This window comes from Kocuria tytonicola (genome assembly GCF_003687175.1).
In the GTDB taxonomy this organism is placed as follows: Bacteria; Actinomycetota; Actinomycetes; order Actinomycetales; family Micrococcaceae; genus Kocuria; species Kocuria tytonicola.
Map to the genome: position 1 here is coordinate 1,187,259 of NZ_RDEX01000001.1, position 13,118 is coordinate 1,200,376.

Consider the following 13,118-nt stretch of genomic DNA (forward strand, 5'->3'; position numbering starts at 1 on the left):
TGCGAGTCTAGGCCCGCCCCGCGCGTCGGAGCCGTTCGTAGAATGGGGCCATGCCCACACCCCGCGTCTACCTGGACCACGCCGCGACCACCGACATGCTCCCCGAGGCCGTCGAGGCCTACGTGGACCAGACGCGGCGGGGCGGGAACCCCGCGTCCCTGCACGCCGCCGGGCGCTCGGCCCGCATGGCCCTGGAAACCGGCCGGGACGCGGTGGCCGCGGCGCTGAACGCCGAACCGGTGGAGGTCATCCTCACCTCGGGAGGCACCGAGGCGGACAACATGGCGGTGCTCGGCCTCTACCGAGCCGCACGACAGGCGGACCCGCGCCGGAAGGTCATCGCGCTGTCCACCGTGGAGCACCACGCGGTCACGGAGGCCGCGGAGTGGCTCGAGTCCCACGAGGGCGCCGAACTCGTCTGGCTCCCCGTGGCTGGTGACGGTCGCGTGGACCCGCACCACCTCGCGCGCCTGCTCGCGGAGCGCCCGGGGGAGACCGCCCTGGTCACCGTCATGTGGGCCAACAACGAGGTGGGTACCGTCCAGCCGGTGCGGGAGCTCGGGGCGCTGTGCCACGAGGCCGGGGTCGCCCTCCACGTGGACGCCGTGCAGGCGTTCTGCACCGTTCCGATGGACGCCCACCTGCCCGGCATCAGCACCCTCGCGGTCTCCGCCCACAAGCTGGGCGGGCCCATGGGTGTGGGGGCCCTCTACGCCCCGCGCACGGTGAAGCTGTCTGCCACGAGCTTCGGTGGGGGGCAGGAGCGCGGTGTGCGCTCCGGAACGGTCAACGCCGCCGGGGCGGCCGCGTTCGGCGCAGCGGTCGAGGTGGCCCGGCGCGACGCCCGGTCCGAGTTCCTGCGCCGCGCCGCCCTGCGGGACACGCTCGTGGCGGGCATCCGTGAGCGGGTGCCCGGTGCCGTCCTGCGCGGCCCCGAGCCCGGCACGCCCGAGGCGGAGTGGGAGCAGCCCACCCGGCTGCCGGGCAACGCCCACTTCACGTTCCCCGGCTGCGAAGGGGACTCCATGCTCTTCCTGTTCGACGCCGCGGGGGTGGCCCTGTCCACCGGCTCCGCGTGCAGCGCGGGGGTGCCGCGCGCCTCCCACGTGCTGCTGGCCATGGGGTTGGACGAGGAGACCGCCCGCGGCGCGCAGCGCTTCTCCCTGGGCCGCTCGAGCACGGCCGAGGACGTGGCCGTGGTGCTCGACGTCGTCACGGACGTCCACGCCCGGGCCCGGGCCGCGGGGCTCTCCGGCCACGTGCCGGGGTTCTCCTCCTGACCGGTGGCGCCCCGGGTGCGGGGAATAGGGGTTCACGGCAGGACGTTGTGACCACGATCCGGAACTCTCCACGAAAGGAACCCTGTGCGCGTACTGGCAGCGATGAGCGGCGGTGTGGACTCGGCGGTGGCCGCGGCCCGCGCGGTGGACGCCGGGCACGACGTCACCGGGGTGCACCTGGCCCTGTCCCGGACCCCGGGGACGCTGCGCACGGGCGCCCGCGGCTGCTGCACCATCGAGGACTCCCGTGACGCCTGGCGCGCCGCGGAGAAGCTCGGCATCCCCTACTACGTGTGGGACTTCTCGGAGCGCTTCCAGGCGGACGTGGTGGACGACTTCGTGGCCGAGTACGCCGCGGGCCGCACCCCGAACCCGTGCATGCGCTGCAACGAGAAGATCAAGTTCGCGGCGCTGCTCGAGAAGGCGCTGGCCCTGGGGTTCGACGCCGTGTGCACGGGCCACTACGCCAAGGTGGTGGAGGACGCGGACGGCCACAAGGAGCTGCACCGCGCCGCGGACTGGGCGAAGGACCAGTCCTACGTGCTGGGCGTGCTCACCGCGGAGCAGCTGGAGCACGCGATCTTCCCGCTGGCGGAGACCCCGTCCAAGGCCCAGGTCCGCGCGGAGGCCGAGGAGCGCGGGCTGTCCGTGGCCTCGAAGCCGGATTCCCACGACATCTGCTTCATCCCGGACGGCGACACCCGCGGCTGGCTCGCGGACCACATGGAGCTGGAGCCCGGACGGATCGTGGACACCGAGGGCCACGAGCTCGGGGAGCACCGCGGTGCGCAGGCCTACACGGTGGGCCAGCGCCGGGGCCTGCACATCGGCCGTCCGGCTCCGGACGGCAAGCCGCGATTCGTGCTGGAGATCCGCCCCAAGACCAACGAGGTGGTGGTGGGCCCGGAGCAGCTGCTCGCGATCGACCTCATGGAGGGCATCCGCCCTTCGTGGGCGGGTCTGCCACCCCGCGAGGTCACGGACCTGGGAGACGCCGACGGCCGCTCGGAGGACTTCCCCGTGACGGTGCAGGTGCGCGCACACGGCGATCCCGCCCCGGCGCGGGCCTGGCTCACCCGGGAGAACGGGGACGCGCGGCTGCACATCCGGTTGGAGGAGTCCCAGCGGGGCGTGGCCCCGGGCCAGACCATGGTGCTCTACCAGGGCACGCGTGTCCTGGGCCAGGCCACGATCGACGCTGCCCGCGCGGACCGGGCCACCGCAGCACCCGCCCGCTGACCGGCACCGCGCGCTCCGGCGTGCCCGTTTACAGTGGAGGGCATGACGCCAGCCACCGATCCCGCCGACCACGCGCCCGTCGACCCCACCGCGAGCTCCGCGGCCCGTGACGCCACGGAGACCGCCCTCGAACGGCTCGGCGAGATCCGCGGCACCATCGACAACATCGACGCCGCGCTGATCCACCTGCTCGCCGAGCGCTTCAAGGCCACGCAGCGCGTGGGCAGGCTCAAGGCCGAGAACGACCTCCCGCCCTCGGACCCCGAGCGGGAGAAGGCCCAGATCCAGCGGCTGCGCCACCTCGCGGAGGCCGCGCACCTCGACCCCGAGTTCGCGGAGAAGTTCCTGACGTTCATCATCAGCGAGGTGATCCGCCACCACGAGGCCATCTCCGAGGACCACCAGCGGGCCGCGGACGCATGAGCGGCTTCGCCGACCACGCGGTCACCGCCACCCTGACCCGCCCGCTGCGCGGCACCGACCTCCCGGAGACCTTCCGGGTGCTGCGCGGTGAGCTCGGGGCGCCCCACCTCAGCGCCGTGCCGCTGCTGCCGGAGCGCGGTCCGCACGCGGAGCTCGCCGCGCGGACGTGCGCGGTGCTGGAGGAGCTGCACGCGGACCGCCAGCCCCACGGCTGGCGGGTCAGCGGCGTCCCCGGGGACGACTCCCGCCGGGCCCGTGCGCTGCTGGCCGGGGACCTCAACATGATCGCGGACGTCCTGGGTGCCGAGTCCGGCGCGGACACGGGTCCGGTGGTGGTCTCCCTGCTCGGCCCGGTCTCGCTCGCCGCCACGGTGCACGTGCGCAACGGGGAGAAGCTGCAGTCCGACCCGGGGGCACGCCGGGACCTCACCCAGTCCTGGTGCGCCGGGATGCCCGGGCTCCGTGCGGCGCTGCGGCGCAACACCGACGGGCGGGGCACGGTGCTCGTCCTGCACGAGCCGGAGCTGGACCGTGTGCTCGGCGGCCGGATCCCCACCGCGAGCGGCTACCGCACCCTGCGCGCGCTGCCCCGCCACGAGGTGCGCACAGCACTCACGGAAGCCGTCCGCGCGGCACGCTCCGCCGGCGCGGTGGCCGTGGCACTGGATGCCGGTCCCGCCGACCCCCGGTGGGCCCGGGACGTGGGGGCCGACGCCACCGTGCTTCCCGTCCCCGACGGCCCCACCGCGCAGTGGGAGCCGCTGGCGGCCCTGCACGAGGCGGGCGTGGGCCTGTGCTTCGACTCCGCGGCCGTGACCGGTCGCACCCCTGTGCGGGCCGGCGTGGAGCGGATCGTGCGGCCGTGGAGCGAGCTGGGCATGGACCCGGCGGCACTGCTGGGAACGGGCCTGGCGCCGTCGGCGGAGATCTCCGGTCTGACCCCGCCCGAGCTGCCCGCGGCGCTCGCGCGGGTGACGCAGCTGTGCGGCGCGCTCACGGACGTGTGCAACGAGGCATGAGCCCGGACAGGCCGTAGAATCGGGCGGAGGACGCGGGGCGTCGGCCGCGGCCCGCTCCCGGAGATGGACACGAGGGCGAGAGCGGGGCCATGAAGGCAAGAATTCTGGTGGTGGACGACGACGCCGCGTTGTCCGAGATGATCGGCATCATCCTGGCCTCGGAGGACTTCGAGCCGGTGTACTGCTACGACGGCGCGAGCGCCCGCGAGGTGTTCCGCGCCTGCGAGCCGGACGTGATCCTGCTGGACCTCATGCTGCCCGGGATGGACGGCATCCAGGTGTGCCAGCAGATCCGCGCGGAATCGGACGTGCCCATCGTGATGCTGACCGCCAAGTCCGACACCGCGGACGTGGTGCGCGGGCTCGAGGCCGGCGCGGACGACTACGTCCCCAAGCCCTTCAAGCCCGCCGAGCTCGTGGCGCGGGTCAAGGCCCGGCTGCGTCCCACGGACCGCGGTGCCACGCAGGAGATCACCCTCGGTGACATCGTCATCGACGTCACCGGCCACACCGTCACCCGGGGCGACGAGGAGATCTCCCTGACGCCCCTGGAGTTCGACCTGCTGGCCACCCTCGCGCGCTCGCCGCACCAGGTGTTCAGCCGTGACGAGCTGCTGCGGGACGTGTGGGGCTACCCGCACGCGGCGGACAACCGCCTGGTCAACGTGCACGTGCAGCGGCTGCGCTCCAAGGTGGAACGCGATCCCGAGAACCCCGAAGTGGTGCTGACGGTGCGCGGCATCGGCTACAAAGCCGGCGGACACCCGCACAAATGACGCCCGCCCCGGCGCGCCTCCCGGCGAAGACCTCGGCCACGCGCCGTCGCCCCAAACGGTTCCGCAGGCTCCGGCTGGGGCGCCGGGTGCTGTTCCGCCGGTGGCGGCAGTCCCTGCAGTTCCGCGCCATCGCCGTGGCGCTCACGCTCACGTCCGTGGCGTTCCTCGCCACGGGAAGCTTCCTCTCCCACCAGATCGCGGACCGGCTGTTCACGGACCGGCTGAACCAGGTGCTGGAGGAGGCGCGCACCGACATCGACACCGCCCAGGCGAGCTTCGACGCCTCGGACGCCTCGGACCGCACCGAGGTGCAGGCGCTCATCAACTCCACCCTCGGCAGCCTGAGCCAGGACACCGGCTCCACGGACCACCGCTGGATCCTCATCCCGCTGGACCAGGGGCCGGGCCAGTCCTTCGTGGGTGTCCAGAGCGAGAGCTCCTGGATGACGTCCGCCACCGTGCCGCAGCAGCTGCAGCAGCGCGTGGCCAGCGCGGACGGCACCTACTGGCAGCCCGCCTCCGCGCGCATGACGGAGAACGGTCCCGAGCAGCCCGTGATCGTGATCGGGGACGTGGTCCAGCTCAACCAGAACTCCCGCTACGGGCTCTACTTCGTGTACGACTTCTCCGACCCGCAGGCCACCCTGGACTCCATCCACGCGGTGCTGCTGCTGTCCATGGTGGCGCTGCTGCTGCTCGTGGGCACGATCGTCTGGTACGTCACCCGTGAGGTGGTGCGCCCGGTCTCCAACACCGCACGCGTCTCGCAGCGTCTGTCCGAGGGGGACCTGGACGTGCGCATGCAGGTGCGCGGCACCAACGAGGTCGCCCGGCTGTCCCGCTCGTTCAACCGGATGGCGGACTCCATCCAGACCCAGATCACCCAGCTCGAGCAGCTCTCCTCGATGCAGCAGACGTTCGTCTCGGACGTCTCCCACGAGCTGCGCACCCCGCTGACCACCGTGAAGATGGCGGCGGAGGTGCTCTACAACGCGCGCGAGGACTTCGACCCCGTGAACCGCCGCTCCGCCGAGCTGCTGCACAACCAGGTGGACCGCTTCGACTCCATGCTCTCGGACCTGCTGGAGATCTCCCGGTTCGACGCCGGTGCCGCGCGCCTGGACATGGCTTCCACGGACATCTTCACGGTGATCTACGACGTGGTGGAGGCCGCGGCACCCCTGGTGGTCACGTGCGGTTCGGAGCTCACGGTGCGCTCCACGCTCACCCGTTGCGTGGTGCAGATGGACCAGCGTCGCATCGACCGCATCCTGCGCAACCTGGTGACCAACGCGCTGGAGCACGGCGAGTCCAAACCGGTGGACATCTACGTGGCGGCCAACGAGAACTGCGTGGCGGTCGCGGTGCGGGACTACGGCATCGGCATGGACGAGGAGCAGGTCACCAAGGTCTTCAACCGGTTCTGGCGCGGGGACCCTGCCCGGGCGCGCACCGTGGGCGGCACCGGGCTGGGACTCGCGATCGCCACGGAGGACACCCGGCTGCACGGCGGGCGCCTGGAGGTCTGGGCCGAGCCGGACAACGGCGCGTGCTTCCGGCTCACCCTGCCGCTGCTGCGCACCCAGCCCCTGGACCCGGAGCTGCCCAACCCGCTGTCCCTGCCCCCGGCGGACCGGTTCACGGAGTCCACCGCCCGGGTCACGGACACGGGGTCCCTGCAGCTCACCGCCCCCGCAGTGGGCCCCACGGTGGAGCCCGACACCGGCCAGCTGCTCATCGCGTTCCCCGCCCCCTCCGACGACGACGCCGCGCGGCCGGGTTCCGAGAGCGGGCGCACCCCGGCCTCGAGCGGGGACACCGCACGGCGGGAACCCGGGGCCGTGACGGCCGGCGGCGTCGTCGTGCCGGGGGAGACGAGCAGGGGGCAGACCGGGCCAACCGGGGGCACGCACACAGGGTCGAGCGCCGTGGTGCGCGGAGACGGGACGGAGAAGCCATGAGCGTCCGGAGGACCGCACCGAGCACGCGCGAGCTCCCGAGCACCACCGGGCCGGTCGCCTGCGGGGGAGCGCCCGTGCGGGGCGCGCGTGTGTGTGCGCGCCGCCTGACCGGTGCCGCGCTCGCGGTGGTCGTCGCGCTCGCCCTGACCGCGTGCGGGGCGATGCCCCGTTCGGGCCCGGTCCACAAGGTCGTCGAGCCCACGGAGCAGTCGCAGCAGAGCGACATGCCCTACAACCCCCAGGCCCCGCGGCGCGGTGCCTCCGCGCAGGAAGTGGTCGAGGGGTTCCTGGCGGCGGGCGTAGGAGCGCAGGACGACTACTCCGTGGCCCGCCAGTACCTCACCCCGCAGCTGGCCACCACGTGGAAGCCGGACGCGCGGGTGCTGATCCACTCGGGGGACCCCACCACGGTGCCGCGCCTGGACGAGGGCGAGTTCCGCACGAGCACCGAGGTCAGTGCCGAGCTGGGGCCCAACGGCGTGTTCACCGCGCAGCCCGAGGGCAGCACCCGGGTCCTGGACTTCGAGCTGACCTCTGTGGACGGGCAGTGGCGGATCTCCAAGGCCCCGGACGGGGTGCTGATCCCGGAGAAGGACTTCCCGCAGATCTTCTCCCCCGTGGAGCTCTACTACTACTCGGCGCAGGACGAGAAGAGCCTGGTCCCGGACCCGCGGTGGTTCGCCAAGCGACCCACCGCGTCCACCGCCGCGGTGCGGGCGCTCATGAGCGGCCCCGCGCCGTACCTGGGGGACGCCGTGGCGAGTGCCATCCCGCAGAGCGCCTCGTTGTCCCGGTCCTCGGTGCCCGTGTCGGGCGGCACGGCCGCGGTGGACCTGAGCGTCTCCGGCTACGACCCCGCGGACGTGGACCAGGCGCGCCGGATGGAGCAGCAGCTGCGCGCCACCCTGCGCTCCGTGCCCTCCGTGGAGGACATCAACCTCACCGTGAACGACGCACCCGTGGAGCCCACCGCCCGCAGCGGATCGGACCCCGTGCGCTCGATGACCGTGCCCAACCGGCAGATCGGGGTGTCCGACAACCGGCTGGCCTTCTACCAGGGTGGGCAGACCGAGCAGATCCCGGACATCACCCTTCCCGAGGGCGCCACCGTCACGAAACCCGGCATGGGCGCCGAGGCCACGAGCTTCGGGTTCGTGGACTCCGCGGACTCCTCGCTCTACACCGTGGCACCCGGCAAGCAGCCGCAGCGGCGCTGGTCCGGGAGCAGGCTGACCCGGCCGAGCTTCGACCCGCAGGGGTGGGTGTGGGGATCGGACCACTCCGGTACGGTGCGCACCGTGGAGGCCTCGTCCACGGGGGAGGGAACCACCGTCTCGGCGGACTGGCTGCGGGACAAGCACGTGGCCTCCCTGCGGATCTCCCGCGAGGGTGGGCGCGCCCTGCTGGTCACCACCGCCGAGAACTCCCCCCGGGCCACCATCTGGATCGCCGGTGTGGTGCGTGACGGATCGGGCAAGCCCGTGGAGCTCGAGAAGGGCAACGCCGTGGCGGCGGACGTGGACGTCAACACGGCCCAGTGGATCGGCTCGGACGAGTTCGTGACCACGGCCCTGGACCGGGACAGCAACGCCCAGCCCCGGCGCTACACGGTGGCCGGGCACTTCGATGACCTCCCCTCCCTCACGGGCGTGACCTCGATCGCCGGGGGCAACGGGCCTGCCGCCGTGTACGGCGCCTCGGACGGACGGCTCTACATGCTCACGGGCAGCTCGTGGGCGCTGCAGAGCGAGGACGTCACGGACACCTCCTTCGCCGGATGACACCGTGCGACCGGGGCTCCCCATGCGGTTCCCCGGCCGCACGGTCCCGCCCCGGCCGGGGTGGACTGGGCGCATGGCTCAGACACGCAGGTCACCGGTCGTGCGAATGCTCCGGGGGAGGGGGACTCCCGGCTGGGACCGCGCAGCGGCGCGGTGCACGGCCTGGTGGGCGCGGGCCCTGGAGCTCATCCTCCCCGTCTCGTGCGCGGCGTGCGGTGTCCCGGGGGCCACCCTGTGCAGCGCCTGCCGTCGGCTGCTGCGCCGGTCCACGGCCCGCCCCGCCGCCGTGGTCCCGCCCGGGCCGCTCGAGGACGCGGGGGTGAGGGTGCTCGTGGCCGGCGACTACGAGCACGAACTCGCCGCGGCACTGCTCGCCTACAAGAACGGCGGCCGGACAGATCTCGTGCCGGTCCTCGCGGCAGCGCTCTCGGGGGCCCTCGCGGCCACCGCCCGGGGCACGGCGTCGTCGGGCCCGCTGCACTGGGTGCCCGTCCCCACGAGTGCGCGCGCCAGGCGGCGTCGCTGGTTCGATCCCGTGGCCGTCCTGCTCGACGCCGCAGCACTTCCCTCCGGCTCCGCCGTGCGGCACGCGCTGCGCCACCGACCCCCGGTGCGTCGCACGGGGCACCCCGGCTCCCAGAAGTCCCGACGGCGCGCGGACCGGGTCCGTGCGATCCGCGGCACGATGCGCGCACGGGACGTCTCCGGACTGACCTGCGTGGTCGTGGACGACGTCCTCACCACGGGGGCCACCGCCGCCGAGGCCGTGCGGTGCCTGCGGGGCGCCGGCGCGGTGGTGCCCGCGGTGGTCACCCTCGCCGGGGTGCGGGCCCGGCGTTCACCACCGGAGAACGCACAGATGTCAGATCCCGTTGTCCGTGAATTCCCCCACAGTTTCCTCTAGCGTTGGACCACGGGAAGCATGGAAGGTGTCCCGTGCGGGAGAGCACCACCTCCCGCGCCATCCTCAAGATGTGGAGGGTCTCATGGAACTGAACATCCAAGGCCGCAACGTCACCCTGCCGGACCGATTCAAGGAATACGTCGAGGAGAAGAGCGAGCGCTTCCAGCAGCTCGGCGACAAGGTCCAATCCATCGAGGTCAAGGTCACCAAGGACAACGGCGCCTCCGGCCACCAGGGCATGCGCGTGGAGATCACCGTGGTGGGCCGAGGGCCGGTGCTGCGGGCCGAGGCCCGCAACGACGACAAGTTCGCCGCGTTCGACGAGGCCTACGCCAAGCTCGTGGAGCAGCTGCGCCGCGCCCGGGACCGGCGCAAGGTCCACCGCGGCGGCCACCAGAAGCCCATCGCCGTGCACGAGGCCACGAGCTCGCTGCCCGTGGTGCCCTCCGGCTCCTTCGTGGGCTTCGCGAGCGAGCAGGAGCTCTCCGCGGCCGAGGACGAGGCCTTCAGCCCCGACTACCCGCTGAGCGACACCCCCACACCCGTGGAGATCCGCCGCAAGCGCTTCCCCGCCCACCAGATCACCGTGGACGAGGCCGTGGACCAGATGGAGCTCGTGGGGCACGACTTCTTCCTGTTCGTGGACAAGGAGACGCAGGAGCCGTCCGCCGTGTACCGCCGCAAGGGCTGGGAGTACGGAGTGATCAGCCTCAGCAACGACGGCCGCTCCGAGGAGGAGCGCACGCGGGCGTACCAGCCCGGTTCGCAGCAGGTCACCTCCTGACCGTTGCCGGGCGGTATCCCCGTCCGCCGAGTGGCCGCGGGCCCCGTGAGCACGGTGCGGGGCCCGCGGTCCTGCGCGGGGAGCGCCCAGACTCACTCACGTACACTGTTCGGCGGTGCACCCCCTCTCCTGTCCGGTGCCCGCCATTGATCTGGAGGAGCGAACACACGTGGCGTCATTCCTGGAAACCGTTCTTCGCACGGGGGACAAGCGCGTCCTGAAGCGGCTGAGGACGTACGCGGACGCCGTCAACAGCCTCGAGGACAGCTTCTCGGCACTCTCCGACGCCGAGCTGCGGGCGGAGACGGACGCGTTCCGGGAGCGCATCGCGGACGGCGAGTCCCTGGACCGGCTGCTGCCGGAGGCCTTCGCCGCCGTGCGGGAAGCCGCCTCGCGGACCCTCGGGCAGCGCCACTTCGACGTGCAGATCATGGGCGGTGCGGCCCTGCACCTGGGCCACATCGCGGAGATGAAGACCGGTGAGGGCAAGACCCTCGTGGCCACCGCCCCCGCCTACCTCAACGCCCTGGCGGGCAAGGGCGTGCACGTCGTCACCGTGAACGACTACCTCGCCGAGTACCAGGCCAACCTCATGGGCCGCGTGTACCGCTTCCTGGGGCTGGAGACCGGTGTGATCCTGGGCGGTCAGGACCCGGCGCAGCGGCGCGAGCAGTACGCCGCTGACATCACCTACGGCACCAACAACGAGTTCGGCTTCGACTACCTGCGCGACAACATGGCGTGGACCAAGGACGAGCTCGTGCAGCGCGGGCACAACTTCGCCATCGTGGACGAAGTGGACTCCATCCTCATCGACGAGGCGCGCACACCGCTCATCATCTCCGGGCCGGCGTCCGGCGAGGCCAACCGGTGGTACCGCGAGTTCGCCACGGTGGTCAAGAAGCTGCAGCCCGAGACCGACTACGAGGTGGACGAGAAGAAGCGCACCGTGGGTGTGCTCGAACCCGGCATCGAGAAGGTCGAGGACTGGCTCGGCATCGACAACCTCTACGAGTCCCACAACACGCCCCTCATCGGGTTCCTCAACAACGCGATCAAGGCCAAGGAGCTGTTCCGGGGCAACAAGGACTACATCGTCGCGGACGGCGAGGTGAAGATCGTGGACGAGCACACCGGCCGCGTGCTCGCCGGGCGCCGCTACAACGAGGGCGTCCACCAGGCCATCGAGGCCAAGGAGGGCGTGGAGATCAAGCCCGAGAACCAGACGATGGCCACGATCACCCTGCAGAACTACTTCCGCCTCTACGACAAGCTCTCCGGCATGACGGGCACGGCGCAGACCGAGGCCGCGGAGTTCATGAACACGTACGAGATCGGTGTGGTGGCCATTCCGCCGCACCGCGGCATCGCCCGCGAGGACAAGCGGGACGTGGTCTACAAGAACGAGGCCACCAAGTACGCCGCGGTGGTGCGGGACATCGAGGAGCGCCACGCGAAGGGCCAGCCGGTCCTGGTGGGCACCGCGTCCGTGGAGAAGTCCGAGTACCTCTCCAAGCTGCTGGCCAAGCGCGGTGTGCGCCACGAGGTGCTCAACGCCAAGAACCACGCCCGCGAGGCGGCGATCGTCGCGCAGGCCGGGCGCAAGGGTGCCGTCACCGTGGCCACCAACATGGCCGGTCGCGGCACGGACATCATGCTCGGTGGCAACGCCGAGTTCAACGCCGTGGAGAAGATGGCCGAGCTGGGCCTGGACCCGGAGCGGGACGCGGAGGAGTACGAGGCCCGCTGGCCCGAGGTGCTCGAGGCGTGCGAGGAGGCCACCCGCACCGAGCACGACGAGGTGCTGGAGGCCGGAGGGCTGTACGTGCTCGGCACGGAGCGCCACGAGTCCCGGCGCATCGACAACCAGCTCCGCGGGCGCTCCGGGCGCCAGGGGGATCCCGGGGAGTCCCGGTTCTACCTGTCGCTCTCCGACGACCTCATGCGTCTGTTCAACCCGGGTGCCGCCCAGCGGCTCATGGCGATCGCCCCGGACGACGTCCCCGTGACGGGCCGGCTCATCACCTCCGGCATCGCGAACGCCCAGAACCAGGTGGAGGGCCGCAACGCCGAGCAGCGCAAGAACGTGCTCAAGTACGACGACGTCCTGAACCGGCAGCGCGAGGTCATCTACAGGGACCGCAAGCGGATTCTCATGGGCGACGACATCGAGGAGCAGATCCAGCAGTTCACCGAGGAGGTCATCACCTCCACCATCCTGGACCGCACCCGCACGGGTCACCCCGAGGACTGGGACCTGGACGCGCTGTGGGACGCCCTGCGGGCCATCTACCCGGTGTCCCTGACCCCGGACGAGGTCGTGGCGGAGGCCGGCGGCAGGCCGCGGCTGAGCTCGGACTTCCTGCAGGAGCAGATCCTCTCGGACGCGAAGGTCACCTACCAGGAGCGTGAGGAGCAGCTCGGCCCGGAGGCCATGCGCAACCTCGAGCGCCGTGTGCTGCTCTCGGTGATCGGTCAGCGCTGGCCCGAGCACCTCTACGAGATGGACTACCTCAAGGAGGGCATCGGGCTGCGGGCCATGGCCCAGCGGGACCCGTTGGTGGAGTACCAGCGGGAGGGCCACGCCATGTTCCAGGACATGATGGCCGCCATCCGGGAGCAGACCGTGGTCACGCTGTTCAACCTGGAGGTTCGCACGCAGCGCACGGGCGAGGGGGGCGGCGCGGTGGAGCTCACCACGCCCCAGCGGCCCGCGTTCCTGCGGTACACGGCGCCGAACGAGGACGGCGAGCCGGAGGCCGCGGTCGAGACGGACGCGGCGTCGTCGGACCCCGCGACGGGGTCGGCGCTGGCTTCGGCGGACGGCGGGGCGGAGGCCACCGGTGATCCCGGAACAGCCGACGTCGAGGGTGCCGGCGGAAACCGGGCGCAGCGTCGTGGCACGTCCCGCAGGAGCGGTTCCAGGGCCCGCCGCAAGCGCGGCTGACGCG

Annotated in this window: 10 protein-coding genes; all 10 read left to right on the forward strand. The window is 72.1% G+C overall.

Annotated features, from left to right (window positions below):
- The first annotated feature begins 50 nt into the window (after positions 1-50).
- Positions 51-1,280 (forward strand): cysteine desulfurase family protein, encoded by a 1,230-nt coding sequence (locus tag EAE32_RS05390; protein WP_121846149.1) that lies wholly within the window; start codon positions 51-53, stop codon positions 1,278-1,280.
- Positions 1,281-1,364: 84 nt separating this feature from the next.
- Entirely contained in the window at positions 1,365-2,519 is a 1,155-nt protein-coding gene (gene mnmA, locus EAE32_RS05395) for a tRNA 2-thiouridine(34) synthase MnmA (protein ID WP_121864393.1), read from the forward strand.
- Between the two features lie 42 nt (positions 2,520-2,561).
- The gene (locus EAE32_RS05400) at positions 2,562-2,942 is read left to right on the forward strand and encodes a chorismate mutase (RefSeq protein WP_121846151.1); all 381 of its coding nucleotides are present in this window, start codon (positions 2,562-2,564) and stop codon (positions 2,940-2,942) included.
- The gene (locus tag EAE32_RS05405; protein WP_121864394.1) at positions 2,939-3,961 is read left to right on the forward strand and encodes a hypothetical protein; all 1,023 of its coding nucleotides are present in this window, start codon (positions 2,939-2,941) and stop codon (positions 3,959-3,961) included. The genes EAE32_RS05400 and EAE32_RS05405 overlap by 4 nt, the downstream gene beginning before the upstream one ends.
- 89 nt (positions 3,962-4,050) lie before the next feature.
- Positions 4,051-4,737, forward strand: a complete 687-nt coding sequence (gene mtrA / locus EAE32_RS05410; RefSeq protein ID WP_121846153.1) for an MtrAB system response regulator MtrA — start codon at positions 4,051-4,053, stop codon at positions 4,735-4,737.
- Positions 4,734-6,698, forward strand: coding sequence for an MtrAB system histidine kinase MtrB (gene mtrB, locus EAE32_RS05415; RefSeq protein WP_243635590.1), 1,965 nt, complete (start codon positions 4,734-4,736; stop codon positions 6,696-6,698). The genes mtrA and mtrB overlap by 4 nt, the downstream gene beginning before the upstream one ends.
- Positions 6,695-8,479, forward strand: a complete 1,785-nt coding sequence (locus EAE32_RS05420; protein WP_243635591.1) for an LpqB family beta-propeller domain-containing protein — start codon at positions 6,695-6,697, stop codon at positions 8,477-8,479. Before mtrB ends, EAE32_RS05420 begins: the two co-directional genes overlap by 4 nt.
- Positions 8,480-8,552: 73 nt before the next feature.
- Positions 8,553-9,383, forward strand: coding sequence for a ComF family protein (locus tag EAE32_RS05425; RefSeq protein ID WP_121864395.1), 831 nt, complete (start codon positions 8,553-8,555; stop codon positions 9,381-9,383).
- 82 nt (positions 9,384-9,465) lie between these two features.
- Positions 9,466-10,167, forward strand: coding sequence for a ribosome hibernation-promoting factor, HPF/YfiA family (gene hpf / locus EAE32_RS05430; RefSeq protein ID WP_121864396.1), 702 nt, complete (start codon positions 9,466-9,468; stop codon positions 10,165-10,167).
- 169 nt (positions 10,168-10,336) lie between these two features.
- Entirely contained in the window at positions 10,337-13,114 is a 2,778-nt protein-coding gene (secA, locus tag EAE32_RS05435; protein ID WP_121864397.1) for a preprotein translocase subunit SecA, read from the forward strand.
- Positions 13,115-13,118 lie beyond the last annotated feature (4 nt).